Origin of the sequence: Pseudomonas sp. Fl4BN1, from assembly GCF_009908285.1 — a bacterium.
Classification (GTDB): domain Bacteria; phylum Pseudomonadota; class Gammaproteobacteria; order Pseudomonadales; family Pseudomonadaceae; genus Aquipseudomonas.
Genome location: NZ_JAAARM010000010.1, coordinates 67,411 through 94,369 on the forward strand (window position 1 = coordinate 67,411; position 26,959 = coordinate 94,369).

Genomic DNA, 26,959 nt, shown 5'->3' on the forward strand with positions numbered 1-26,959 from the left:
GGCGAACTCCCTGTGAACCTGAAAACGAGGGCATACGCTAGCAGGAAATCGCCTTCATGTAATTAAGAATGATTATCCTTTAGATTTTGCAGCCGGCCTGCCGGGCCTGCGCCGCGCAATCAAAAGAAAAAGCCGCGCAAACGAATGTCCTGCCGATTGCCGGGCCCTGGAAATTGCTTATTAATAATCACTCTCATTTCCAGGTGTGGCAGCCCTCCATGGACCAACCCTCCCGCAGTAACGCCACCGGCCAGCCGGTGCGCCTTCGTACCCGCCACGCCTGACGGCGTTTTTCAGAATTTCCAGGGGGCTGATGTTTCAGCTCCGGGGCCGCTTTTTGCGTAAAAAACTCAGGAGACAGCATGTCCACTTTCGATGATCTGCAGGATTGCCCCTCTTGGCCTGAAGCCTTTGCCGAGCGTTATCGCCAGGCCGGTTACTGGCGCGACGAGACTTTTGGCGACCTGCTGCGTGGCGCCGCCCGGGCCTTTGCCGAGCGCGAGGCCCTGACCGATGGCGAACTGCACCTGAGCTATCGCCAGTTGGACCAGCGGGTTGACCAACTGGCCGCCGGCCTGCAGCGCCTCGGGCTGCGGGCCGGCGACAACGTGGTGCTGCAACTGCCGAATTGCGCCGCCTTCGTCGAAGTCTGCTTTGCCCTGTATCGCCTCGGGGTGCGGCCGATCTTTGCCTTGCCGGCCCATCGTCACCTGGAGATCGGGCGTTTCTGCGAGTTTGCCCAGGCCCGGGCCTACCTGTGTGCCGATCACGACGGTGGCTTCGATTTCCGCACACTGGCGCGCCAGCTCAAGGCCGGCCAGGCGCATCTGCAGTGGGTGATAGTCGCCGGTGAGGCCGAGGAGTTCACGGCCCTGGAAGACCTCTATGACGAGGTTGCCGTGCAGCCGTTGGCGGCCCCCCGGGCCGATGCGGTGGCGTGTTTCCAGCTGTCCGGTGGTTCCACCGGGATTCCCAAGCTGATCCCGCGTCGGCACCACGAATACCTCTACAACCTGCGGGCCAGCGTCGAGCGCTGCGGCCTCTCCAGCGCCAGCGTGTACCTCGCGGTGCTGCCCATGGCCCACAACTTCCCCATGTGCTGCCCGGGGTTTATCGGCGCCTTGTCGGTGGGCGGGCGGGTGGTGTTGAGCCGTTCGCCAAGCCCGGAGGTGTGCTTCGAGTTGATCGAGCGTGAGGCAGTGACCCATACCGCCCTGGTGCCCCCTCTGGCCCTGGTCTGGATGGAGGCGGCCGAGGCGCGCGGGCGCGGCTTGCCGCAGTTGCAACTGCTGCAAGTGGGCGGCGCCAAGCTCAGCTACGAGGCGGCGCGGCGCATCGAGCCGGTGCTGGGCTGCCGGCTGCAACAGGTGTTCGGCATGGCCGAAGGGCTGATCTGCTACACCGACCCCGAGGACCCGCCTCAACGGGTGCTGCACACCCAGGGCCGGCCCCTGTCGCCGGCCGATGAAATCCTCGTGGTGGACGAGCAGGACCAGCCCGTGGCATCGGGGCAGGTGGGGCAGTTGCTGACCCGTGGTCCCTATACCATTCGCGGTTATTACCGCTACCCCGAACACAACGCCCAGGCCTTCACCGCCGACGGTTTCTACCGCACCGGCGACCGGGTACTGCTCACCGCCGACGGCTACCTGATGGTCGAGGGGCGGGACAAGGACCTGATCAATCGCGGAGGCGAAAAGATCGCCGCCGAAGAGGTGGAGAACCTGCTGCTCAGCCACCCGGCGGTGGCCGACATTGCTCTGGTGGCAATGCCCGATGCCTTCCTCGGCGAGCGCACTTGCGCCTTCGTCATTCCCCGTGGCGCCGCGCCTCGGGCTCCGGAGCTGCTGCGCCACCTGCGCGCCCAGGGGCTGGCAGCATTCAAGCTGCCGGATCGTTTTGAATTCATCCCGGCGTTTCCCCAGACCGGGGTGGGCAAGGTCAGCCGCAAACACCTGCGTGAGGCGATCCAGGCCCAGTACTTCGGTGCTCAGGCCGAACCTCTGGAGGGAAGTGGCGCCCGTGGCTGAACGACAAGGATTATCCGACCTCCTGTACCCGGTGCGCGGGCGCCTGCTGGCGGCGATGCTGCTCCAGGCCCTGGCGGCCCTGATGGGCCTGCTGCCGTTCATTGCCGTGGCGGAGTTGGCGCCACTGCTGCTGGACGGCGCGCTGGATTCAAGCCGCGCGCAGTTCTGGCTGCTGGCTGGCGCAGGGGCCTTGCTCCTGCGTCTGCTGGGGCTGGCGGCGGCGTTGCAGATCACTCACCTGGCGGACAGCGACCTGCAACGGCAGCTGCGCCAGCGTATCGCCGCACACCTGGCGCGGGTGCCCCTGGCCTGGTTCGGCCGCCAGCGGGAAACCGCCGAGCGGGTGTTGCTGGACGATGTCGGCGCCTTGCATCAATGGGTGGCTCACCTGCCCAACAACCTGGTGGCCGCGCTGGTGGTGCCCCTGGCCAGCCTGGTCTACCTGCTGACGGTGAGCGGCCCGATGACCCTGGTGGTGCTGGTGCCGCCGCTGGTAGCCCTGTGGCGCCTGCGAGTCATGCGCACGGCGGCCTATCGCGCCGAGCGCCAGCGCCTGGGCGGCGCCTTGGCAGGGCTGTCCACGGCAACCCTGAACTTTGTCCAGAGCATCGCCATGGTCAAGTCCTTTGGCCGGGTGGAGCGGGTGCAGAACGACTTCTTCAGTGCGGTGCAGGATTTCGGGCGTTTCTTCTCCCGATGGGTCGAGCGCTGGGCCGGGCTGGGCGCCAGTGTCGAGGTGTTGTTGTCGCCACTGTTGGTGCTGGCCCTGGTGCTGGTGGCCGGGGTGCCGCTGATCGCCTGGGGCGGCCTGCAGCCGGCGCAGTTGCTGCCGTTCGCCCTGTTGGGCCCGGCCCTGGCGGCGCCGGTGGCGGCCTTGGGGCACGGTGCCGATGCGCTGGTGCAAGGCCGTGCGGCGGCGCAGCGAATCAGTCAGGTGCTGGGCACTGAGGTGCTGGCGCAGCCGGCCTTCGCACGGCAGCCCGAAGGGCACCAGGTGACCTTCGACGCGGTGGATTTCAGCTACCCCGACGGCACCCAGGTGTTGCGGGGTATCGACCTGCAGTTGCAGCCCGGCACCCTGACCGCCCTGGTGGGGGATTCCGGGGCCGGCAAGTCGACCCTGGCGACCTTGCTGGCACGTTTTGCCGATGTCAGCGGCGGGGCGATCCGCATTGGCGGCGTCGACCTGCGCGACATGGACAGCGCGACCCTGTATCGCCAGGTGGCGTTTGTCTTCCAGGAGGTGCGCCTGCTGCGTACCAGCGTCCTCGACAACCTGCGCCTGGGGCGGCCTGAAGCCAGCCTGGCCGAGGTCGAAGAGGCGGCCCGGGCGGCGCAGATCCATGAGCGCATCAGCGCCTTGCCCGAGGGCTATCACAGCGTGCTGGGGGCTGGCGTGCAGTTGTCCGGTGGCGAGGTCCAGCGCCTGGGGATTGCCCGGGCGATGCTCAGCCAGGCACCGATCCTGGTGCTCGACGAAGCCACCGCCGCCAGCGACCCTCATTCCGAGGCGGCGATCCAGCAGGCCCTGTCGCGCCTGGCGGCGGGGCGCACGGTGCTGGTGATCGCCCACCGTTTGAGCAGCATTCAGGATGCCGACCAGATCGCCGTGCTGCAGGGCGGGCAGTTGCTGGAGTGCGGTGCTCATTCGGCCTTGCTGGCACAACAGGGGGTGTATGCCGGGTTGTGGGCGGCGGAGCAGTTCAGCGCTGCGCCGCTGACGAGGGCCGAAGCATGATTGCCGCTCTGTTACGTAGCCTGCAGCCCCGGGAAGCCGGTTTGCTGCGCCGGGCCCTGGCGGCCACGGCCCTCAGCGCGCTGGTCCAGGGCGCCGCGCTGGCTCTGCTGCCGATGGCCTTTGCCGAGGTGTTCGAGGCGGCCTCGGGCAGTGCGTCCTGGCGTTGGGCCGGGGCCTTTGCCGGGCTGGCCGTGCTGTGCCTGTGGTTGCGCCGGCACGCGCAACTGGCCGGCTACCGGGCCGGTGCGGCAGCCGCGCAGTCGTTGAACCTGCGCATCGGCGAGCAGTTGGTGCGCCTGCCCCTGGAGTGGTTTGTCGAGCGGCGCAGCGCCGAACTCAACCGTTTGGTGACCCACACCGTGCTGCAGATCATGAGTGCCCCGGCGCACCTGCTGCAGCCCATGGCCAATGCCTTGCTGACGCCCCTGGCGTTGCTGGTGGCGCTGTTCTTCTATGACCGTTCGATGGCCCTGGCAGCCCTGGCCAGCGTGCCGTTGCTGCTGTTGTTCTATCACTGGGGCGTGCGTTGGGGTGGCCAGGCCGAGGCCTTGAGTGAAGCGGCGGCCAACGAGGCGGCGGCGCGGGTCCTGGAGTTCCTGCGCCAGCAGCCGCTGCTGCGTGCCAGCGGGCGCAACGGTGAAGGCTTCAGCTTGCTCACCGAGGCCTTGCAACAGCAGCGCCTGGCCCAGCGTCGGGCCCACTGGCGGACCTTTCCGGCGGCCCTGGGGCTGGCGGTGGTGCTCCAGGCCGGCTACACCGCGGTGCTTCTGTGCGGCCTGTATGCGGTGCTCGGCGGCAGCCTCGGTGCCGTGCAGTTCCTGGCCCTGGCGGTGCTCGCCACCTGCCTGGTGGAACCCATGGGCGCACTGGTCAACCTGGGCACCACCTTGCGCCAGACCCGCCACGGCTTGAACCGCCTGCGCCAGTTGCTGCAACTGCCGGCGCTGCCGGAACCGAGCCAGCCCCGGGAGCCCGATGGCCAGCAACTGGACGTGCGCGACCTGGGGCTGATCCGCCAGGGCCAGCCGATCTTGCAGGGCATCAGTTTCACCCTGGAACCGGGTTCGCTGAACCTGCTGGTGGGGGCCTCGGGCTCCGGCAAGTCGAGCCTGCTGCGCTTGCTGGCGCGCTTCAGCGATCCCGATAGCGGCGCGATTCTGCTGGGCGGCGTCGACCTGCGCCAGCTGTCGGCCGAGCGCCGAGATGAGTCCATCGCACTGATGTTCCAGGACTGCCCGCCGCTGGCCGCCAGCCTGCTGGACAACCTGCGGCTGGGACGGCCCGAAGCCACGGACGAGCAACTGATGGCGGCCGCTCGCGCCACCGGCCTCGAACGCCTGGCCCAGCGTTTGCCCCAGGGCTGGCAGACCCGGGTCGGCGAGGGCGGCGTCAGCCTGTCCGGTGGCGAGCGCCAGTGCCTGGCCCTGGCCCGGGTGCTGCTCAAGGACGCGACGCTGGTCCTGCTGGACGAACCCACCGCGGCCCTCGATGCCATCAGCGAAGCGCAGGTCAACCACAGCCTGTTGGCGCTGGCCCGCAAGCACACGGTGCTGCTGGTGACCCACAAGCCGACCCTGGCTCCCAGCGCCGGGCAGATCCTCCTGCTGGACCAGGGACAACTGGCCCAGCGCGGCAACCATGCCCAATTGATGGCGGCCCCGGGCCGTTATCGCGAACTGTTCCACGAGCGCGAGGCGATCAATCGCTGGCGCTTGCGACCACCCCCTTCCGTACCCCAAAGGAACGTCCACCATGACTGATAACCCAGCACTGGCACGCGCTCATCCAGCGGACGCCGGCCTGAGTGATTCCCCCCAAGGACTCTGCGAAGGCATTGCACGATTGTTGCACTACGCCGCCGAAGACCTGGAGCCAGATACCTCGTTGATCGAGCAGGGGCTCGACTCGGTGAGCATCATGCGCCTGCCGGCCCTGCTGGCCGCCGAAGGCGTGACCCTGGGCTTTGCCGAACTGATCCAGCAGCCGACCCTGCAGGCCTGGTGGGCGCTGATCGAGGCTCGGCGCGGCACACCTGCGCCGCGCCTGCAGGCCGTGGCCAGTGCCGAGCCGAGCACGGATTTCGGCCTGACCTCGTTGCAACAGGCCTACTGGTTCGGCCGCGATCCGGCCATGTCCCTGGGCGGCGTGGGCTGCCACCTGTACCAGGAACTGGACGGCCACGGCCTCGAACCCCAGCACCTGGAGCAGGCGCTGCGGCGCCTGTGCCAGCGCCACCCGATGCTGCGGGCCTGCTTCATCAGCGACACCTGCCAGCGCATCCTGCCCCAGAGCCCCTGGCCGGGGCTGACCGTGCACGACCTGCGCGAGGCTTCCTGCGTGGCCGCCGCCGAGGCCCTGGACGCGATCCGCGAACGGCTGTCCCAGCGTTGCCTGGACGTGACCCGCGGCGAAGTCTTCGATGTGCAACTGAGCCGCTTGCCCGAAGGTCGCAGCCGCTTGCACCTGAACATCGACCTGCTGGTGGCCGACGTCCTCAGCATCGGCATCCTGCTGCGCGACCTGGCGCTGATCCATGCCGGCCAGGAGCAGCAGTTACCCGCCCTGGACTGGGATTTCGCCCATTACCTGAAGGCGGAGCAGGCCGCGCGTGCGCCGCAACTGGCGGCAGCCCGGGACTACTGGCTGGCGCGCCTGGATGCATTGCCGGATGGCCCGCAACTGCCCCTGGCGCAAGATCCGCAGACTCTTGGTCGCCCGCGTTTCCAGCGCCTGGCCATGCGCCTCGACCTGTGCCAACTGCAGGCCCTAGAGGAGCGGGCCCGACGTCACGGCCTGACCCTGGCCAGCGTTCTCGCCTGCGCCTATGCCCAGGTGCTGGGGCGCTGGAGCGCCAGCCAGCATTTTCTGCTCAATGTGCCGCTGTTCAATCGCCAGGAGCTGCACCCTTGCGTGCCCCATCTGCTGGCGGATTTTTCCAACCTGGTGCTGCTGGAAGTGGACCAGCGCCAAGCGGCGGACTTCTGCCAGCAGGCCCTGGCCTTACAGGCCCAGTTGCACCGCGACATCGCCCACAGCGCCTGGCCTGGGGTTGAGGTACTGCGCGAACGCGCACGGTTGCGCCAGGGCGCGGGCCAGGGCGCGCCGGTGGTGTTCGCCTGCAACCTGGGCCCGGCGTTTGTCGATGAGACGTGCCGCCAGCAGTTGGGGGAACCCGGCTGGGCCCTGTCGCAAACCCCCCAGGTGTGGCTGGATCACCAGAGCTATCCGCTGGCCGATGGCCTGCTGCTGAACTGGGATGCGGTGCCGGCCCTGTTCCCCGAAGGCCTGCTGGAGCAGATGTTCGATGGCTATCGCCAGTTGCTGCTGTGGCTCTGTGCCAATGACTGGCAACAGCCGGCGCCGCTGCCCTTGCCCGAGAGTCAGCAGCAGGTGCGCCAGGCGGCCAACCACACCGCCCATGCCAGCCCGGCGCAGCTGTTGCACCAGGGCTTTTTCCTCCAGGCCCGGCGGCAGCCCGAACGGGCAGCGCTGATCTGCGAGCAGGGCACCCTGAGTTACGTCGAGCTGGCCCGAGAGGCCCTGCAACTGGCAGGGGCCTTGCTGGACTGGGGCGTGCAACCCGGTGACGCCGTGGCGATCACCTTGCCCAAGGGCCGCGAACAGGTGATCGCGGTGCTGGGGATTCTCGCCGCGGGTGCGGTCTATGTACCGGTCGGGGTGGAACAGCCGGCGGCACGCCGCGACCAGATCTATCAGCGTGCCGGAGCGCGGCTGGTGATCACCGACGCGCCCCGGCGCGAGGGCGGCGTGTGGCTCGCCGCACTGCAGGTGGTGACCCTGGCCCATGCCCGTACGGCAAGCGCCCTGGTCGAACCGGTGGCGCAGGCGCCGAGCGCCCTGGCCTATGTGATCTTCACCTCTGGCACCACCGGTGAACCCAAGGGCGTGGAGCTGTGTCACGGCGCGGCGATGAACACCGTCGAGGCGATCAATCGCCGTTATCGGGTCGGTGCCGAGGACCGGGTCCTGGCGGTTTCAGCCCTGGATTTCGACCTCTCGGTGTATGACCTGTTCGGCCTCCTGAGCGTCGGCGGCGCCCTGGTGCTGCCCGCCGATGAACGCCGCAAGGAGCCCCAGGAATGGCTGCGGCTGATCCGTGAACAGCAGGTGACGCTGTGGAACTCGGTGCCGGCGTTGCTGGACATGCTCACCCTGCAGGTGCGTGACGCTGGCGGGCTCGGGTCGCTGCGCCTGGCGATGGTGTCCGGCGACTGGGTCGGGCTCGACCTGCCGCGGCGCTTGCGCCAGGCCGCCGGCCGGCCGCTGCAATTCGTGGCCCTGGGCGGCGCCACCGAGGCGGCCATCTGGTCGAACGTGCAGGAGGTGGGCGAGGTCCCCGCGCACTGGCGTTCTATCCCCTATGGCCGGCCCTTGGACAATCAGTGCTTGCGGGTGGTGGACAGCCAGGGCCACGACTGCCCGGACTGGGTGCCCGGTGAACTGTGGATCGGCGGCGATGGGGTGGCCGCCGGTTATCGCGGCCTGCCGACCCTCAGCGCCCAGCGCTTTGTCGAACATGCTGGCCAGCGCTGGTACCGCACCGGCGACCAGGGCCGCTACTGGGCCGACGGCACCCTGGAGTTTCTCGGACGCCTGGACCATCAGGTCAAGGTCCGCGGCTTTCGCATCGAGCTGGCGGAAATCGACGTGGCCCTGGAACGCCACCCGGCGGTGAGTCGCGCCGTGAGCCTGATCCTGCCGGGTGCCGAGCGCCAGCTGGCGGTGGCGCTGGTGGGCTGCGAGACGTTGCCCGAGGCCAGCGCCATGCGCCAGTGGCTGGCCCAGTGGCTGCCGGAGCACATGCTGCCGGACAGCTGGCTGAACCTGCCGGAACTGCCCCTGAGCGCCAATGGCAAGGTCGACCGCGCCGCGCTGGCGTGGCTGCTGCAGGAGCAGCGCCGGGGCATCCAGCCCGACAACCAGCAACCCCCGCAAGGCCCCTGGGAAGAAGCCGTGGCCGCGCTCTGGGAAGAACTGCTGGAGGTGCCACGGGTGGGCCGGCACCAGGGCTTTTTCGCCCTGGGCGGCAACAGTTTGCTGGCGGCCCGGCTGATCGAACGCATCGCCCGGCAGTTCCAGTTGGAGCTGTCGCTCAAGGATTTTTTCAACGCGGCCACCGTGGCCCTGCAGGGGCAGTTGCTTGCCTCGCGCCGGGAGCAGCGGCCCGTCAATCAGAACGCAATGGTGGAGGGCGTGTTATGACGCTGCAAGAACTGCAACAGGACCTGCAACAACGGGGCGTGGAACTCTGGGAAGAACAGGGCCGCCTGCGCTACCGGGCCCCGGCCGGGGTGATGGACGAGGCGCGCCTGCAGCAACTGCGCGCACACAAGGACGCGCTGCTGCAGGCCCTGCAGGCGGCGCAGATGCCGACCCTGGAGGCCGACCATTCGGCCCGCGAAGAACCCTTTCCGCTGACCGACGTCCAGGCGGCCTACCTGATGGGCCGCACCAACGCTTTCAGCTACGGCGGCGTGGCGTGCCACGGCTACCTGGAATTCGCCCAGCAAGACCTCGACCCGGCACGCCTGGAGCGCGCCTGGAACCAGTTGATCGCGCGCCACGAAATGCTCCGCGCGGTGGTGCTGGAGGAGGGCTACCAGCGCATCCTGCCCCAGGTGCCGCACTACTCGATCCCGTGCCATGACCTGCGCGACGATGACGGCAGCGCCTTGCAGGCCCTGCGCGAGCGCATGGAGCTGCGCCGCGCCACGCCGCAACAATGGCCCTTGATCGAATTGCGGGTGAGCCAGGGCCGCGAGCAGTCGCGCCTGCACCTGTCGGTGGACCTGCTGGTCTGCGACTACCAGAGCGTGCGCATGCTGTTGGCCGAGTTGCAGCAGCTGTATCGCGGCGAAGCCTTGCCGGCGCCGGCGCAGATCAGTTTCCGCGACTACGTGCTGGGGGAGCGCCGCCTGCGTGAGCAACCGCGTTACCAGCGGGATCGGCAGTATTGGTGGGAGCGGATCGACGGCCTGCCGGGAGCACCGGAACTGCCGCTGCTGGGGGCGCCCAGCGGGCCGCGCTTCCAGCGCCGGGCCATGAGCCTGGAAGCCCGGGACTGCAACGCCCTGCGCTTGAACGCCGCGGCGGCCGGGGTCGGGGTGTCGGCGGCAATCCTCTCGGCCTACGCCGAAACCCTGGGGCGCTGGAGCCGGCGCGGGGATTTCTGCCTGAGCCTGACCTTGCTCAATCGCCTGTCGTTGCACCCCCAGGTGGATCGCCTGGTGGGCGACTTCAGTTCGGTGGAGCTGCTGCAAGTACAGACCCTGCAAGGCGGCAGTTTCGGCCAGCGCAGCCAGCAGTTGCAGGAACAGCTGTGGCAGGACATGGACCACCGGCTGTGCTCGGGCATCGAAGTGCTGCGCGAACTGGCGCGGCGCAAGGGCCAGGACGCGGCGCTGATGCCCTACGCCTTCACCAGCACCCTCGGGGCCGGTGGTGAAAGCGGCGGCGGGGCGTTCATGCCTGGCGCCGAACTGGTGTTCGGCATCAGCCAGACGCCCCAGGTGCTGATCGACTGTCAGGTCAGCGAGCGCGACAACGGCCTGGCGATCAACTGGGACATCCGCGAAGGGGTGTTCAGCGCGGCCTTGCTCGATGACCTGTTCGACACTTTCGAACGCTTGCTCAAGCGCCTGGCCCGGGAACCCTCGGCCTGGACCCTGGACGACTGCCTGGAGTTGCCGGCGGTGCAGCGCCTGCAGCGCGAACTGGTGAACCAGACCGCGCAAGCGCTGCCGAGCGGGTTGTTGCACCAGCCTTTCTGGCAACAGGCCGCCGCCGCGCCCCAGCGCGTGGCGCTGATCCAGGGCGCCGCGCAGTTGAGCTACGGCGAACTGGCCGGACGCGCCGAAGCCGTGGCCGAGGCCCTGCTGGACGCCGGTTGCCAACCCGGCGAGCGGGTCGCGGTGTGCATGGACAAGGGCCTGGAACAGGTGATCGCGGTGCTTGGCATCCTCCGCGCCGGGGCCGCCTACCTGCCCCTGGACACCAACCAGCCCGAGGCCCGACGCGCGCTGATCCTCGACAACGCCGAGGTCGGCCGGGTGCTCAGCCAGTCCTGGTTGAGCGACAGCCTGGGCTGGCCGTCGCGGGTGACCCAGGTGATCGCGGTGGACCAGGGCCCGCGGGCGGCGCAACGGGCGTTGCCGAGCCTGAACAGCGACCCGCAGCAACTGGCCTACGTGATCTACACCTCGGGCTCCACCGGGGTGCCCAAGGGGGTGATGATCAGCCACCAGGCTGCGCTCAATACCCTCGTTGACATCAACCAACGCTTCGCCATCGAGGCCGATGACCGGGTGCTGGCCCTGGCCAGCCTGGGCTTTGACCTGTCGGTGTACGACATCTTCGGCCTGTTGGCGGTGGGCGGCGCCCTGGTGCTGCCGGAGCCGCAACGCCGTGCCGATCCGTCGCATTGGGCCGAATGTGCCCGCGAACATGGCGTGACCCTGTGGAACTCGGTGCCGGCGCAGTTGCAGATGCTCACCCACTACCTGCAGGCGGTGCCCGCGGCGGCCCCGACGGCCTTGCGCCTGGCCTTGCTGTCGGGGGACTGGATTGCCCTGAACCTGCCGGCCGAAGCCGCGCAGTGCCTGCCGGGCCTGCGCCTGATCAGCCTGGGCGGTGCCACGGAAGCAGCGATCTGGTCGATCTACTACCCGATCCAGCAGGTCAATCCCGAGTGGCGCAGCATTCCCTATGGCACGCCCCTGGCCAACCAGCGCTTCATGGTCCTCGACGAACAGGGCCGCGACCGCCCGCAAGGGGTGGCCGGCGAGCTGTATATCGCGGGCGACGGGTTGGCTCTGGGTTACCTCGGCGATGCGCAGAAAACCGCCGAGCGTTTTGTCGACCACCCGCGCAGTGGCGAACGCCTGTACCGCACCGGCGACCTGGGCCGCTACCTGGAAGACGGTTTGCTCGAGTTCCTTGGCCGCGAGGATTTCCAGGTCAAGGTGCGTGGCCACCGGATCGAACTGGCGGAAGTGGAAAGCGCGTTGCTCAGCCATCCCCATGTGGAGTCGGCGGTGGTGGTGGCCGCGGGTGAGGGCGCCTTCGACCGACGCCTGCAAGCCTGTCTGCGGGCCAGCCTGCGGGAGATGCCGATGCCTTGGCCGGCGCAACTGGAGGCGCTGACCCAGGCGGCCGCACAGGCCGTGCGCGGTGGCTTGAGCGATGCGTTGGTGAGCGAAATGTCGGCCTGCGTCGAGCGCGCCGCGTTGCTGTCCATGGGCCTGGCCCTGCAACGCCCGGGATTGTTCGAACAGCCGGGGCAGCGGCACAGCCTGGAACAGATATGGCGTCATTGCGACGTCGCCCCGCGCAACCAGCGGCTGATCCGCCGCTGGCTGCAGGCCCTGGCCCGTGAGGGGCTGGTGCACCATGACCGGGATACGGCCAGCTACTCGGGCCTGCAGGTCGAGCGCGACGAATACCGCCAGCTCTGGCAGCGTATCGACAGCCTGGAAACCAGCGTCGGCTGGGGCGCCGAGGTCCTGCGCTACCTGCGCGAAAGCCAGGAGCAGTTGCCGGCGCTGATGAGCGACCAACTCGACCCGTTGCACCTGCTATTCCCCCAGGGCCGCACCGACACGGCCGAGGGTGCGTACCGCAAGAACCTCATCAGCCAGTACCTGAACCAGGCGGTGTGCGCCGCGGTGCAGGAGATCATTCGCCAGCGGCCTGCGGGCCAGCGCCTGCGCCTGCTGGAAATCGGCGCCGGGGTCGGTGGTACCAGCGCCGACTTGATTCCGGCCCTCGACGGGCTGGCGGTGGATTACCAGTTCACCGACCTGTCGCAGTTTTTCCTCAACGAGGCCCGGGAGCATTTCGCCGCCTTCCCCTGGGTCAGCTACGGCCTGTTCGACCTCAACCAGGACCACTGGGCCCAGGGCGTGGCCGCCAACTCCCTGGACGTGATCCTCTGCGCCAACGTGCTGCACAACTCACGGCACGCCAGCCGGGTGCTGGCGCGGCTGCGGGAAATGCTCGCCCCGGGAGGCTGGCTGATCTTCATCGAAGCCACCCGCGACACCTACCAGATCATGGCCTCCATGGAGTTCAAGGAAGGCCTCAGCGCCTTCGAGGATTTCCGTGCTGAACTGGACACCACCTTCATCCGTCGCGAGCAGTGGCAGCAGCTGTTGCTGGAGGCCGGGGGCGAGACACCGTTGTGCCTGCCCAAGGCCGACGATGCGATGTCGCAGATCGGCCAGCACCTGTTCATCACCCGTTTCAAGAGCGAACGCCAGACCCTGGCGCCAGAGGCCCTGCGCGAGCACCTGGCCCAGCGCCTGCCGGACTACATGATCCCGGCGGACTGGCAGATCCTCGACGAGATGCCACTGACCGCCAACGGCAAGGTCGACCGCCAGGCCCTGGCGCGCATCGGCAGTGCCGGGCCCGAGCAGCAAGTCAACAGCGGCGCGGCGCCGCTGGACGATCTGGAGCGCAGCATTGCCCAGGTCTGGCAGAGCCTGTTGCGGGTGCCGGCGGTGGGCCGGGAGCAGAGTTTCTTCGAGCTGGGCGGCGACTCCCTGCTGGTGGCGCAAGTGGTGGGCCGCTTGCGCGAAGCCTTGCCCCAGGCTCGGGACTTGCCCTGGAGCGACCTGCTGCGGCAGTTGATCAACCAGCCGACCGTGGCCGCCCTGGCCGAGTATCTGCGGGGGCAGGGGGTGGAAGCCGATTCGCCACTGGTGCGCATCAGCGCCAGGGCCCAGGGGCCGACGCGGATTTTCGTCCACGACGGCAGCGGCACCCTGGCACCGTATCGGGCGCTGTTTGCCGCCCTGGGCGAGGAGGCGGCCCTGGAAGGGCTGGTGCTCAACGATGTGCCGGCCTACCTGGCCCTGGAACCGGCCACCGCGATTCGCCAGTTGGCCGAGCGCTACGCCGACACCTTGCAGGCTGAGGGGCGACGCCAGGTGAGCATCGTCGGCTACTGCCTCGGCGGGCTGCTGGCCACGGAACTGGCGGCCTGCCTGGCGGCGCGCGCCATCGAGGTGCTGCAACTGAGCGTGATCAGCAGCTACCGGGTGCCATTCATGATCGAGGACGACTTGCTGGCCGAGTACGTGTTCGCCCGGGTGATGCAGGCCGATCCTCTGGCGTTGGGTTACCCCGCGGATGAACAGGCCATGGAGCGCTGCATCGCCCGGGTCCTGGAACAGACCCCGGGCCGGGTGCCGCAGGGTTCGTTGCTGGCCCTGAGCGAGCAAGCCGACTGTGCTGCGGCCCTGGCCTGCCTGCAGCGCCTGGCGGAGAAATCTGCGGAGCAGCGTTTGCAGGCGATTGCCCAAGCCATGCGGCACGCCGGCTCCCAGCTCAGCGACCTGGACTGGCTGGGCGAGCAACTGCGGGTCTTGCGTCACAGCCTGGCGGCGGTGGCCCTGCACGAGGCCACGCCGTACCAGGGCGACATGCTGTTCATCCGGCAGAGCGGTGAGGTCCAGGTGTTGCCGGGCATGCACCGCGACATGAGTGCCTACTGGCAGGCCCTGTGCCTGGGCGAGCTGCGGGTGGTGGACGTGCCGGGGGATCACTTCAGCTGCATGCAGAGCCCGCAGGTGGAGGCTGTGGCCCGGGCCTTCGATGCGCCAATCGAGGTGGCGGCATGAGGGGCAGGGTAATTGGCTTGGTCGGCGCCTACGGCAGTGTCGGGCGCCAGGTTGCGCTGCTGCTGGCCGACGCTTGCCAGCTGCGCCTGGGTGGCCGCGATGCGCGGCAGGCTGAACAGTTGAATCAACAGCAACTGCGGGGCCGGGCCGAAGTGCGCGCCGTGGATCTGTGGGACGACCAGAGCCTCACGGCGTTCTGCACCGGTTGCCAGTTGGTGATCAATTGCGCCGGCCCCAGCTACCGGATTCTGGACCGGGTGGCCCGGGCCGCGTTGGCGGCCGGCGCCGACTACCTGGATGTGGGCGGCGACGACCCGTTGCATCAGCGCTTGCAGGGTCGGCTGCCGGTCGGCCGCCGGGTGCTGCTGTCGGCGGGCATGCTGCCGGGGCTTTCGGGGCTGTTTCCCCAGGTGCTGGCGAGCCGCTTCCAGGAGGTTCGGGCGCTGCGCTGTTACGCCGGAGGCCTGGGGCGCTTGTCGGCGACCGCGGCCGAGGACTTCCTGCTGAGCCTGGGCAACGGCTTTGGCCAGGCCCAGTTCGGCTGGTCCGCGGGGCGTGCGGTGCGGTTGGCCGCGAGTGCCGCGCACGGTCTGCAACCTGACTGGCTGCCCGGCGTTGCGGTGCAGGCCGTGCCTTACCTGAGCACCGAGCAGCAGCGACTGTTCAGTGATCTCCAGGTCGCAAGCGGGCAGGGCTTCAACCTGTTCGAAGGTGGGCAACTGGCGGCGGCCCTGCAACGCATCCAGGGTTCGGATCCCAAGACTCGGCACAGTGCGCAAAACATCGCCGCGCTGGTCCAGGCCAGTGCCCTGGACGTGGCCGGGCGTACCCCGTACCAAGTGCTGGCGGTGGAAGTCGAGGGCGTGCGCGACGGACGCCTGCAGCGGGCCCGTGGCTGGCTGCGGGGCAGTGATGGCTCGCGCCTGACCGGCAGCGTTGCGGCGTTCTGCGCCCTGCACTGGGCGCAACTGCCTACAGGCCTGCATTACGCCGCCCAGGTGCTGGATGCCGCGGCGTGCCTGGAACAGGTCCGCCATTGGTTGCCGGACACTCGGGTCAGCTGGCCTTGCTCAGAGCCGGCCACCGTAGAAGTAGAGGAGGGTGTGTTGTGAGAAAGGCTCCTAGCGCATGGTTGCGGCGTTATCCGCAGCCACAGCCGCCGCGTTGCCGTCTGGTGTGCTTTCCCCATGCCGGGGGCAGCGCCGGCTTCTTCAATGACTGGCGTGGATTGCTACCGACGGACGTCGAGTTGGTCAGCGTGCAGTACCCGGGGCGTGAAGAGCGGCTCGACGAAACCTGGCCCGGCAGCCTGGAATGGATGGCGGGCACCATCACCCGCGCCCTGTCGGACCTGGTGGACCGGCCACTGGTGCTGTTTGGCCACAGCATGGGCGCGGCCCTGGCCTTCGAGGTGGCTGCGCGTCTGCAGCAGCAGGGCTCGGCGCCCCAGCGGCTGATCGTCTCCGCGCACCCGGCGCCCCATCGTCAGCGTCACAGCGAGCTGCACCAGGGACCGGATGCCGGGCTGCTGGAGGAGGTGCGGCGCCTGTCCGACGGTGCGCCGTCGCCCCTCGATGACCCGGCGCTGCGGGACTTGTACCTGCCGGCGCTGCGTAACGACTATCGGCTGATCGAGTCCTATTACGGCGATATCAGCCGCGCCCTGGACCTGCCGTTGAGCGTGTGCCTGGGCGCCCGGGACCCTGAAGTCGACCCGGACGAAGCCTATGCCTGGGCCGAGGTCAGTGCTCAGGTGACCGATTACCAGACGTTCCCCGGCGGGCACTTCTACCTGCGCGAACAGCAGGCCGAACTGCTCAGGCACCTGACTCGCCTGCTGGCCGGGCACGGCGAGCAGGCGTGGCAGGCCTGGCCCTCGACTCCCTGAATCTTCACTTTGGCAGACACCGACATGAAAACACCTGAGCAGTGCAGCGATCTGCAAGACATCCGCTGCGGTATCGACACCCTGGACGAGCAGATCATCCAGGCCCTTGGCCAGCGCCTGGCCTATGTCAAGGCGGCGGCGCAGTTCAAACCCACAGAGCAAAGCATCGCCGCCCCGGAGCGGGTCAGCGCGATGCTTCCCCTGCGCCATCAATGGGCCGAACAGGCAGGCTTGGACCCGCTGTTCGTGGTGCCGTTGTTCGCCCAGATCATCCACTGGAACATTGCCCAGCAAGTGCGCCACTGGCGCGCCCGGCACGGCCTGGAGCAAGGAGCACAGCATGAATGAGTCCTGTCTGTCCGGGCTGACCCGGGCCCTGCGTGAAGGCGAGGCCCGAGCCCGCGGTGATGGCCGCGCGGTGCTGGTGGTATTCAGCCTGGCCGCCGAGCGCCTGGACCCGCTGCAGCTGTTCTGCGCCAACCGCCAGGTGTTCGGCCAGAGCCTGTTCTGGTCCAGTGAACAGGGGGCCATGAGCCTGGCCGGCTTTGGCTGCACCGAGGAAATCAGCCCGCCGGCCGGCGAACGTTTTGCCGCCAGTACCCAGGCCTGGCGCCAGTTGCTGGAGCAGGCCCATCAGGTGGGACCGCGACCGGCCTACCTGTGTGGCGGTTTCGCTTTCGACCCCCAGGGGCCGCGCAGCGCCCAGTGGCAATCCTTCGCTGCCACCTCCCTGGTGTTGCCGCGCATCCTGCTGTTGGGCGAAGGCGAGCAGCAGCATTGGCTGTTCAGCGTGTGGGTCGAACCCGGTGCCGACGTCGCCCACTGCGCCGCCAGCCTTGAAGCCGAGTGGAGCTTGCTGCAGACACGCTACGCCCACGCGCCGCGCCAGGAGAGCGTGGCGGGCATTGGCAATGCCACACAGCCCCTGAGCGCCGAGCAATGGCAGGCCATGGTCGCGGCAGCCATTGGCCAGATCAATGCCGGTGAGCTGAGCAAAGTGGTGCTGGCCCGGGAAGTCTGCCTGCAGGCGCCGCGCTGCATTCCCTGTGGCCCTTTGCTGGAGCATCTGCGGGCGGCCTATCCCCAGGCGTTCCTGTTCGCCTTCAGTCGCGGTGACAGCTGTTTCCTCGGCGCCACGCCCGAGCGCCTGGTGCGGGTGGCCCGGGGCACCCTGAGCACCGTGGCCCTGGCCGGCACCTGCGCCCGTGGCCTGTATGAACAACAGGACGCGGAGCTGGGCCAGGCACTGCTGGACAGTGCCAAGGACCGCCATGAACACGCGCTGGTGGTGCAGACCCTGCGCGAGGCGTTGCAGCCGTATTGCGCGATGCTGGAGATTCCAGCGCAGCCGCAGCTGCACCGCCTGGCCCATGTCCAGCACCTGCTGACCCCGGTGCTGGGACGGTTGCGGCCCCAGGTCGACCTGCTGCAAGTGGTGGACGCCCTGCACCCGACCCCGGCGGTGGGCGGCCTGCCCCGGGGCAGGGCCATGGGCTATATCCGCGAACACGAACACCTGGACCGCGGCTGGTACGCCGCCCCGGTGGGCTGGCTGAACGCCGAGGGCGATGGCGAGTTTGCCGTGGCCCTGCGCTCGGCACTGATCCGTGGCAACCAGGCACACCTGTTCGCCGGCTGCGGCATCGTCGGCGAGTCGGACCCCGAGAGCGAGTACCAGGAGACCTGCCTGAAGTTGCGCACCATCGGCGAAGCCCTGCGCCCGCAACCGGACAGCACCTACGAGAAACGCGGCCTCTCCCTGTAGGAGCCGGCTTGCCGGCGAACCGCGCAGCGGCCAGTGGGCACGGTTCATGGCGAGGGAATGCGGCGATCTTGCGGGCCTCTTCGCTGGCAAGCCAGCTCCTACACACGCCAGCGCCTACACCAGCCCGCTTCAGCTGGTGGGGATGGCGTTGGGTGTCGGGCCGGCGAGGTTGTGGCCGGGTTTGGCCCGCAGCAGGGCATTGATCGCCTGGCCATAGCCCTTGCCTGCCAGGCTCATGCTGTTGTTGTGGGTGCCACCAGGCACCAGCAGCAGTTTCTTCGGCTCTTCGGCCGCGGCGAACAGTGCCTTGCTCAGGCGTGGCGGTACGTAGTCGTCCTTCAAGCCATGCACCACCAGCAATGGCATGCCGATCTCGCGGATCTTGTCGATGGAGTCGAATTTCTGCGACATCACCCAGCGCACCGGCAGCGAGGTCTTGGTCACTGCTGCCGCAGCGTCCGCCAGGGTGGTGAAGGTGGACTCGACAATCAGCCCGCGGGCGGCGACCGGCGTATGGTCGCTGACGGCCTGGCGACCCAGTTCGGCGGCCAGGTCGATGGCCACCGCGCCGCCCAGCGAGTGGCCGTAGATCAGTCGCTTGCCGGCGTCGGGTTGCAGCACCTTGAACCGCTCCCAGGCAATTCGCGCATCCTCGTAGACGCTGGTTTCGGAGGGCAGGTCGCCGTGGCTCTGGCCAAAACCGCGGTAGTCGATGGCCAGCACCGAATAGCCCAGGGCATGCAGTTGCTCGATGCGAAACAGCTGGCCGGTGAGGTTCCAGCGCACCCCGTGCAGGTAGAGGATCGCCGGGGCATCGGCGCGTTGCGCCGGCCACCACCAGGCGTGGATGTTCTGCCCGGCCTTGAAGCTTTTCGGCTTGAGTTCCAACTCCTGCACCGTGCTCGGCAGGCCGCGATACCAGCCGGCGGTGCCGGGCTCGATGCGAAACACCAGCTTGCGTTCCTGGTGCTGGAGCACCGCGCAGCTAGCCGGCAGACCGACGATCAGCGCGGCCATGCACAGCAAGGGGAACCAGCGACGGCGCAGGCGCTGGAACAGGGTTGGGGACATGGAAGGCTTCACCACACAACAGTCGAGAGCGGGTTTTACCAGATGTGCCGCGACCGCCACAGGAATTTCGGCGCAACGGTCGGCGGCAAGGGTTAGCAAATGCTACGGGGGAGGGCGGCAAGCACCGTGGCCAGCCGCTGCCGGGGCGGGCCACGACGAGGTCGGGGTTTTAGAAGTCCCAGCGGGTGGTGACCATGACGTTGCGCGGGTCGCCATAGTAGGCCGAGGTGTAGAAGCCGATATTGGTGTAGTACACCTTGTCGAACAGGTTGTTGACGTTGAGGGTCGCCGACAGGTGTTCGCTGAGCTGGTAGCGGGCCATCAGGTCCACCAGCCAGTACGGGTCCTGGGTGAACTCTTCGGAACGCCGCTTGCCGCTGTTGTAGAGCGTCTGCCAGCCAGCGCTCTGCCAGCGTGCGCCGCCGCCGAGGGTGAGTTTGTCCAGGTCGCCCTTGAGCTTGTAGCGGGTGTAGAAGCTGACCTGGTCTTGCGGCTCCCAGGTCGAGACCTTCTGGTTCTCGGCATCGCGGGCGATCTTGTGGGTGTAGCCGGCCTGCAACTGCCAGCCGGGGCTGAGTTCGCCGGAGATCTCTGCCTCATAGCCTTTGGTCTTGGTTTCGGTGCCTACATAGGCGCGGTCGTTGCCCGGAATCGAGTTGAACAGGGTGTCTGCCAGCGGCCGGTTTTTTTCATGCACTTCGAAATAGGCGAGGCTGGTATTCAGGCGGCCGTCGAAGAACTCGCCCTTGAGACCCAGCTCATAGTTCTTGCCTTCGTTGGGCTCCAGCATCTTGCCGGTCCGGTCCTCGTATTCGGTATGGGGCTGGAAGATCTCGGTATAGCTGGCATAGGTGGAGAAGTTGTCGTTGAGGTCGTACACCAGGCCGGCATAGGGGATCACCTTGCCGCTTGTCTGGCTGTCACGGGTACCGGTGACCTGGTAGTTGGCGAGCCGGGCGCCGAGCAACAGGTGCAGTTCATCCATCAGGCTGAAGCGCCCGGTGACGTATGAGCCGGTCTGGCGTGTGGTCAGGTCATTGATCTTGGTGGGTTGGTTCCACCGGGGTTCGATGGCTTCACCGTGCCATTGGTAGAAGTCGTAGGTGTTATCGAAAAAGGTGGGTCTGCCGTAATCCTTGCCCTTCCACTTGGCAATGGACAGCGACTGGCCGACCACCAGTTGGTGCTCGCGGCCGAGCCATTCGAAGGGCCCCGAGGCGTAGACATCCAGGCTGTCGGCGGTGGTTTCGCCGGTGTACTTCTGCGCCCAGATCGAACTTTCGGTGGCGCTGTCCTGGGAAATGTAGCCCAGGGGCGAGTCGTAGCCGTTGATCTGATGGTTGTACTGGCCCTTGGTCACCCAGCCGTTGGCAAAGCTGTGTTCGAGGGTGGCGAAGGCGGTGCGGCTGTATTGGGCCCATGAGCTCCATTTCGGACCGTTGTTGAACGAGCGCGGCAGGTCCAGGCGATTGCCAACGGCATCGTAGACCGTGCGCGAGCCGGTCCAGCTGGAGCCTTTCGGGTCGCTGTCCTGGTAGTCGGCACCCAGGGTCAGCAGGGTGTCTTCGTCCAGGTCGACTTCGAGGATGCCGTAGTACACGCCGGTCTTGCGCGAGTAGTGATCGAGGAAGGACTTCTTGTCCTGATAGGCCGCCACTGCCCGGCCGCGCACGTTGCCGGTTTCGGTCAAGGGTCCGCTGACGTCGATCTGTGTGCGGTAGTTGTCCCAGGTCCCGGCACCCAGTTCGATGTGGCCCTGGAAATCGGCGGTCGGCTTCTTGCGAATCAGGTTGATGGTGCCGCCAGCGCCACCGGCGCCGGTGAGCAGGCCGGTGGCGCCCTTGAGGACTTCGACGCGGTCATAAATGGCCATGTCGGTCAGGGTCTGGCCTGCCGAGTACTGGGTGTCGCGCAGAGTCGGAATGCCATCGTATTGGAAGTTGACGATGGAGAAACCGCGGGAGTAGTAGTTGGTGCGCTCGGAGTCATAGGTCGAGACGGTGATGCCCGGGGTGTGGCGCATCACGTCGTCGATGGCGTTCAGGCCGAAGTCGTCCATCACCTGGCGGGTCACCACCGAGATCGACTGCGGGGTTTCCCGGGGTGTCAGCACCAGGCGGGTGGCGGTGGCGATGGTGCCCGGCGTGTAGGAGCCGCTGCCTTCGGTGATGGTGCCCAACTGGTTGGCGCTGACCGTGGTCGCCCCTAGCTCGACCCGTTCGCTGCCGCTGGCCTGGACCACCCGATACCCCGCGCCCTCGGCCAGCGCTTGCAGGCCCAGGGGCGCCAGCAGCTGGTGCAGGCCTTCGCCAATGGCAAAGCGGCCGTTCAGGCCGTTGCTGCGCTTGCCAGCGCTGAGGCTGGCATCGACGGCGATCATGGTCGCGGATTGCTGGCCGAAGGCCCCCAGCACCTGGTCCAGGTTGCCCGGGGCGATGGCGTAGTCGCGTTGCTGGCTGTCGGTCACGGCGGCGCCGGCTTCGGCGGCCAGCAGCGGCAGGCTGGCGCTGGCGATCGACAGGCCGATGAGTAGCGAGCGCAGGGCCGCGGCAAGGGGCGTGAGGCGAGTGTGCATAGAGAAAGTCCGTGGGTTGGGAAGGGTTGGCGCTGAGCTGTTTTTCAGCTTCTTCCCTGGTCTTGATGCACGAGATTGAAAAAACTGCCGCCGGCCTGGAAAAAAAACCAGAAAAACTCAGGCGGCTTCCACCGAGGTCCAGTAACCCATGACTCGGCGGACGCGAATCGGCAGGGTTCGGGCCAGCAAGTCGAGGCTGGCATCCGGCTGGTCCAGGGAGAACGAGCCAGAGACTCGCCACCCGGCGACCTCGCTGGCGCAGCGCAGCAGGCCCGGGCGATAGCGGTCGAGCTCGGCGATCACCTCGCCCAGGGGCTGGCGTTCGGCGATCAGCAGGCCCTGGGTCCAGGCGCTGGCCGAGGCGGGCACTGCTGCCAGGGCGCCGATCCGCTGCTGGCGGATGTCCACTTGCTGGCCCGGGCTCAACGCAGGGCGCTCGGCGCTACTGAGTGAGCCGCTGCCGGCCAGCACCTGCACCCGGGTGCCGTGATTGCCCGGCAAGCCGACGCTAATGATCAGTTGCGACTGCGGCGCCAGAAGTATTCGCGCATCGGCGGTGACGATCCGCAGCGGTGCGGCGTTGCCCAGGGTCAACAGCAGGCGGCCACTGTTGAGCCGCAGTTGCAGGCCCTGGGGGCTGGCCTGCTGGTCGAGGCTGGTGCGGGTGTCCAGTTGCAGGCTGGCGCCGGTGGCCAGTTGCAGTTGCCGGCGCTCGCCGGTGGCGGTGTGGTAGTCGCTGAACAGCTGCGGCAACAGCCATCGCTCGCGCACGCTCCAACTGCTGGCGGCCACTACGCCGAGCCCGACGATGCCCTTGAGCAGGGTGCGCCGCCCGGGGTGGCTGCGGGCCTGCAGCAGCTGCCGGGCACGGTCCGCGGGCAGGCTGCGGGTGCTGTCGCGCAGGTTCTGGCCGATGCCGGCCAGGCGCTGCCAGGCCAGTTCATGCTGCGGGTCGGCCCGCCGCCAGGCCAGGCAGGCGGCCTGCTGCTCGGGGTTGCTGATGCCCGATTGCAGCAGCACCAGCCACTCCAGGGCCTGGTCCAGCACCCGCTGGTCCACGGCGCCCTGATCGTCCACCGGCTGAAAGGCGTTCATCCCGGGTACACCGCCGCGTAGCAATGACGGTAGGCCTTGAGCATGGCTTTCTGCACCACGTTGACCGAGAGCTGCAGGCGCTCGGCAATCTGCGGGTAAGTCAGGCCTTCGAGCTGGGACAGCAAAAACACCTCGTGCACCCGTGCGCCGAGGCCGTCCAGTACCTGGCCCACGGCGTCCAGGGCTTCGAGCACCAGCAGGCGGGTTTCCGGCGAGGGTTGGTGCTGTGGCTCCAACTGCGCCAGGGATTCCAGGTACGCCCGCTCCAGGGCCTGACGGCGGAAATACTGTCCGCACAGGCGGCTGGCCACGGTATTGAGGTAGGCCCGGGGTTCGCGTAGCTGCGGCAATTGTTCGCTGCGCAGGATGCGCAGGAAAGTGTCCTGCGCCAGGTCCATGGCCTGGTCCTGGTTGCCGAGCTTGCGCCGCAGCAGTTGCACCACCCAGTTGTGATGCTGGGCGTAGAGCTCGCCTACGGCGTGCTGTAGCGAAGAGTTGGGCACCATCGATGAGGGTTCCGGAGACGAGGTGGGCGAGAAAACGTTTATGGTAATGCTTCTCATTAGTGGGTGCTTGGGTTTTTATCGCTGCCGGTCAGGGCTTGCACTTCCCGCAGGTCAGGGCCTGAGCGCATCGGGCTTGTCGGTTAAATGGTTGTAAGCTACAACTAAATACCCACTGTGCGAGGTCACCCCGATGTCGAACCCATTCGTTGGCCTTGTTCCACAGTTGCGCCAGGCTTCGCGGCAGATGGTCCGTGAGCTGGGCTTCCTGCAGAACACCCTGGCCGCCACCGACTACCCGCCCTCAGCGGTGCATGCGCTGCTGGAGATCGGCCAGGGCAATGCCTTGACCGCCAGCGATCTGGTGCTGCTGCTGGGGCTGGAAAAATCCAGCGTCAGCCGTCTGGTGCGCAAACTGCTGAAGGCCGGCGAGATCAGCGAACAGGCCGATGCGCAGGATGCCCGCTCGAAGCGCCTGCAACTCACCGCTCAGGGGGCCCAGACCCTGGGCGGCATCGACCGTTTCGCCCAGGCCCAGGTGGCCGCGGCCCTGGCGCAGCTGAGCGGGCAACAGCAGCGGGGTGCCGCGACGGGCATCGCCGACTACGCCCGGGCACTGCGTGCCGTGCGCCTGGGCGAGGTGCTCGAACCGCCCGAGCCGCCCGAGTGCTGGTCCATCGCCTGTGGCTACCGGCCCGGAGTGATTGGCCGTATTGCCGAGATGCACGCCAGCTACTACGCCGCCCGGGCCGGTTTCGGGCAGCCCTTCGAGAGCCTGGTGGCCGCGGACATGGCTGAGCTGATGGGGCGTTTGCACAACCCGCGCAACCAGGTCTGGGTGGCGCTGCGGGGCGAGCGGATTGTCGGCTCCATCGCTATTGATGGGGAGGGCGCGGGCGGCGAGGCGATCCTGCGTTGCTTCATCCTCGATGATTCGGCGCGCGGTCAGGGGTTGGGCCGGCGGCTGCTGGTCGAGGCCCTGGACTTCTGTGACCAGTGGGGTTTTGCGGCCACCCGCTTGTGGACGTTCAAGGGCCTGGATGCGGCGCGCACGCTGTATGAGCAACACGGCTTTGAACGGGTGCAGGAGCAACCGGGCGAGCAGTGGGGCGTGGCGGTGACCGAACAGTGTTTTGTGCGGGCCGGCGCAGCTTGATCGTGGCGGCTGGCCGGGGGCTTGGTTGAACTCACGGGTTGGCGCCCCGGCGGCGGCAACAGAGAATCGGCATCGGTGTTAGGGTGAGCCCCCTGGTAGGGTCGGCGCTCTGGGCGGCGGCCCGAAGAAGATTTTTGAACCCTGGAGAAGCATCCCATGCAAGCCATCAAGCTCAGCCTTCCGGCATCCCTGGACAACCTCAATGCCGTGACGCTGGCGGACCCTGGCCAGCCCGGCGCCGGGCAGATCCGTGTGCGCATCCATGCCTGCTCCCTGAACTTCCACGACTACGCGGTGGTGACCGGCGCGCTGCCGACCGCCGACGGGCGGATTCCCATGGCCGACGGTGCCGGGGTGGTGGAAGCGGTGGGCGAGGGCGTCAGCGAGTTCAAGGTCGGCGATGCCGTGGTGTCCTGCTTCTTCCCCCATTGGCACGATGGCGCCCCGGCGATTGCCGATTTCAGCACCACCCCAGGTGATGGGGTCGACGGTTACGCCTGTGAAGTGGTGATCCAGCCCAGCCACTGGTTCACCCACGCGCCCAAGGGCTACAGCCATGCCGAAGCGGCGACCCTGACCACCGCCGGCCTGACCGCCTGGCGCGCACTGGTGGTGGACGGCGCGCTCAAGGCCGGGGAAACCGTGCTGGTGCTGGGCACCGGTGGGGTGTCGATGTTCGCCCTGCAACTGGCCAAGGCCATGGGCGCCACGGTGATTGCCACGTCCTCATCGGACGCCAAACTGGCCAAGGTCCGCGAGCTGGGGGCCGACCACACCATCAATTACCGCACCCACCCGGAGTGGGGCGCTGAAGTGCTCAAGCTGACCGGCGGCCGCGGCGTCGATCATGTGGTGGAAGTCGGTGGCCCAGGCACCTTGCCGCAGTCCATCAATGCCTGCCGCATCGGCGGGCATATCGCCCTGATCGGCGTGCTCACCGGCTGGGCCGGACCGGTGCCGACGGCAGCGCTGATGGCCAAGCAACAGCGTCTGCAGGGTCTGATTGTCGGCAGCCGCCAGCAGCAGATCGAGATGGTCCGGGGCCTGGAAGCCACCGGTATCAAACCGATCATCGACAGCACTTTCGCCCTGGCGGATATCGCCAAGGCCTTCGCCCATGAAGCCTCGGGTGCACACCTGGGAAAAATCTGCCTGAGCCTCTGAGGCGTTGACCGCGGCAACGCCCGGGTGGGGCCGGGGGTTGCCGCAGCCCCAGGCAAGGTCGCGCGAGCCGGCGTTGCCGCCCCGGCTCAATGCGCCGGTTTGAGTTGCGCAGCAGCGTCGGCGCGGGCGATGACGGTGAGGATCGACAGCGCGGCGATGACCAGGCCAGGGGAGGTGGCCAGCAGGACGCCAGCGGTGCCGGCGCCGGCGGCGAGGATCTGCCCGGCGGCCAGGGGGCCGGCAACCGAGCCCAGGCGGCCGATGGCCACAGCTGCGCCAACGCCGGTGGCACGCACCGCGGTCGGGTAGGAGGGCGGTGCCAGGGCGTAGAGCACCAATTGTGCGGCCATCACGAACAGCCCCGCAGCAAACCCGGCCACGGCCATAGGCACAATGCCCACCGACAACCCAACCCCGGCCAGCGCCGCCAGCAACCCGGCGTACACAAACAGCACCACCTTGAGCCCGTTGCAGCGGTCCAGCAGCAGGCCGCCGAGCAACGAACCGAGGGCGCCGCCGATGTTGAACAGCATCTGCACCAGCCCCGCCTGGGGTTTGCTGAAGCCTTGTTCGAGCAGCAGCGACGGCAGCCAGTTGAGCAGCATGTACATCACGGTCAGGGTGAAGAAGTAACTCAGCCACAAGGCCAGGGTGGTGCGTGCGCGACCTTCGCCGAACAGCGCCTGGGCCGTGGAAGCTCGGCTGTGGCTGGCACTGGCGGTGTGTTGGCGAAAGGCACTGGATTCGGGCAGCAACCAGGCCATCAGCGGTACCACCAGCAACGGCGCCAGGCCGCCGATGATGAAGGTGGTCTGCCAATGTTCACTGGAGAACATCGCCACCACGGCCGCCAGCGCGCCGCCCAGGGGCACGCCGCAATACATGATGCTGATGGCCGTGCCACGGCGACGCTCGCTCACCGCTTCGGCGCACAGGGCGATCAGGTTGGGCAGCGCCGCGCCAAGGCCGAGGCCGGTCATGAAGCGCACCAGCAGCAGGCTCGAATAGCCCTCGACATACGCCGTGCACAGCGAGAACAGGCCGAACAGCAGCACCGCGCCGAGCAGAATTTTCTTGCGCCCGATACGGTCGGCGACCCAGCCGCCGAAGAACGCCCCGGGCAGCAGGCCGATGATCCCGGCGCTGAACACCCAACCCATCATCTTCGGGTCCAGGGCAAAGCTCTGGCGCAACCCGGCGGCGGCGGTGCCGGCCGCTTGCAGATCGAACCCCTCGATCAGCGCAACGATAAAGCACAAAGCAATGGTCAGCGTCGAGCGACGCGATGGACTGTCCATGGGCAAACCTCATTGTTGTTTTTGTTGTGGTGG

At 67.8% G+C, this 26,959-nt stretch carries 16 protein-coding genes; 11 read left to right on the forward strand and 5 right to left on the reverse strand.

Annotation, left to right across the window (positions count from 1 at the left end; translation table 11 throughout):
* Positions 1 to 362 precede the first annotated feature (362 nt).
* From GV818_RS13500 to GV818_RS13540, 9 genes are read left to right on the forward strand one after another with little or no spacing between them, the layout of a single operon-like run.
* Entirely contained in the window at positions 363 to 2,030 is a 1,668-nt protein-coding gene (locus GV818_RS13500; protein WP_161776775.1) for a (2,3-dihydroxybenzoyl)adenylate synthase, read from the forward strand.
* Positions 2,023 to 3,768: an ABC transporter ATP-binding protein gene (locus tag GV818_RS13505; protein WP_368668907.1), complete on the forward strand. Its 1,746-nt coding sequence runs from the start codon at positions 2,023 to 2,025 to the stop codon at positions 3,766 to 3,768. Before GV818_RS13500 ends, GV818_RS13505 begins: the two co-directional genes overlap by 8 nt.
* Positions 3,765 to 5,528, forward strand: coding sequence for an ABC transporter ATP-binding protein (locus tag GV818_RS13510; protein ID WP_161757270.1), 1,764 nt, complete (start codon positions 3,765 to 3,767; stop codon positions 5,526 to 5,528). The genes GV818_RS13505 and GV818_RS13510 overlap by 4 nt, the downstream gene beginning before the upstream one ends.
* Entirely contained in the window at positions 5,521 to 8,991 is a 3,471-nt protein-coding gene (locus GV818_RS13515; protein WP_161776776.1) for a non-ribosomal peptide synthetase, read from the forward strand. The genes GV818_RS13510 and GV818_RS13515 overlap by 8 nt, the downstream gene beginning before the upstream one ends.
* On the forward strand, positions 8,988 to 14,411 hold the full coding sequence (locus GV818_RS13520; RefSeq protein WP_161776777.1) for a non-ribosomal peptide synthetase: 5,424 nt from the start codon (positions 8,988 to 8,990) through the stop codon (positions 14,409 to 14,411). Before GV818_RS13515 ends, GV818_RS13520 begins: the two co-directional genes overlap by 4 nt.
* Positions 14,408 to 15,523, forward strand: a complete 1,116-nt coding sequence (locus tag GV818_RS13525; protein WP_178124895.1) for a saccharopine dehydrogenase NADP-binding domain-containing protein — start codon at positions 14,408 to 14,410, stop codon at positions 15,521 to 15,523. The genes GV818_RS13520 and GV818_RS13525 overlap by 4 nt, the downstream gene beginning before the upstream one ends.
* Positions 15,520 to 16,299, forward strand: a complete 780-nt coding sequence (locus GV818_RS13530) for a thioesterase II family protein (RefSeq protein ID WP_161757267.1) — start codon at positions 15,520 to 15,522, stop codon at positions 16,297 to 16,299. The genes GV818_RS13525 and GV818_RS13530 overlap by 4 nt, the downstream gene beginning before the upstream one ends.
* Before the next feature lie 24 nt (positions 16,300 to 16,323).
* On the forward strand, positions 16,324 to 16,647 hold the full coding sequence (locus GV818_RS13535; protein WP_161757266.1) for an isochorismate lyase: 324 nt from the start codon (positions 16,324 to 16,326) through the stop codon (positions 16,645 to 16,647).
* On the forward strand, positions 16,640 to 18,064 hold the full coding sequence (locus GV818_RS13540) for an isochorismate synthase (protein ID WP_161776778.1): 1,425 nt from the start codon (positions 16,640 to 16,642) through the stop codon (positions 18,062 to 18,064). Before GV818_RS13535 ends, GV818_RS13540 begins: the two co-directional genes overlap by 8 nt.
* Positions 18,065 to 18,193: 129 nt before the next feature.
* On the opposite strand, the gene GV818_RS13545 is transcribed toward GV818_RS13540, so the two are convergent.
* The 4 genes from GV818_RS13545 to GV818_RS13560 all read right to left on the reverse strand — a co-directional run bounded on the left by GV818_RS13545 (position 18,194) and on the right by GV818_RS13560 (position 23,311).
* Positions 18,194 to 19,135, reverse strand: coding sequence for an alpha/beta hydrolase (locus GV818_RS13545; protein ID WP_161757264.1), 942 nt, complete (start codon positions 19,133 to 19,135; stop codon positions 18,194 to 18,196).
* A gap of 169 nt (positions 19,136 to 19,304) precedes the next feature.
* Positions 19,305 to 21,710, reverse strand: coding sequence for a TonB-dependent siderophore receptor (locus tag GV818_RS13550; protein ID WP_161776779.1), 2,406 nt, complete (start codon positions 21,708 to 21,710; stop codon positions 19,305 to 19,307).
* Positions 21,711 to 21,827: 117 nt separating this feature from the next.
* Positions 21,828 to 22,805 carry a DUF4880 domain-containing protein gene (locus tag GV818_RS13555; RefSeq protein ID WP_161776780.1) on the reverse strand — a complete coding sequence of 326 codons (978 nt, stop codon included), beginning with the start codon at positions 22,803 to 22,805 and terminating at the stop codon, positions 21,828 to 21,830.
* A complete protein-coding gene (locus tag GV818_RS13560) occupies positions 22,802 to 23,311 on the reverse strand; it encodes a sigma-70 family RNA polymerase sigma factor (protein ID WP_161757261.1) in 510 nt (169 codons plus the stop codon). Before GV818_RS13560 ends, GV818_RS13555 begins: the two co-directional genes overlap by 4 nt.
* Positions 23,312 to 23,501: 190 nt before the next feature.
* On the opposite strand from GV818_RS13560, the gene GV818_RS13565 reads away from it, so the two are divergent.
* Together GV818_RS13565 and GV818_RS13570 are read left to right on the forward strand one after the other, a co-directional pair.
* On the forward strand, positions 23,502 to 24,464 hold the full coding sequence (locus tag GV818_RS13565; protein WP_161776781.1) for a bifunctional helix-turn-helix transcriptional regulator/GNAT family N-acetyltransferase: 963 nt from the start codon (positions 23,502 to 23,504) through the stop codon (positions 24,462 to 24,464).
* 156 nt (positions 24,465 to 24,620) lie between these two features.
* Positions 24,621 to 25,628 carry a zinc-dependent alcohol dehydrogenase family protein gene (locus tag GV818_RS13570; RefSeq protein WP_161776782.1) on the forward strand — a complete coding sequence of 336 codons (1,008 nt, stop codon included), beginning with the start codon at positions 24,621 to 24,623 and terminating at the stop codon, positions 25,626 to 25,628.
* Positions 25,629 to 25,714: 86 nt separating this feature from the next.
* On the opposite strand, the gene mhpT is transcribed toward GV818_RS13570, so the two are convergent.
* Positions 25,715 to 26,926 (reverse strand): 3-(3-hydroxy-phenyl)propionate transporter MhpT, encoded by a 1,212-nt coding sequence (gene mhpT / locus GV818_RS13575; RefSeq protein ID WP_161757258.1) that lies wholly within the window; start codon positions 26,924 to 26,926, stop codon positions 25,715 to 25,717.
* Positions 26,927 to 26,959: the final 33 nt, after the last annotated feature.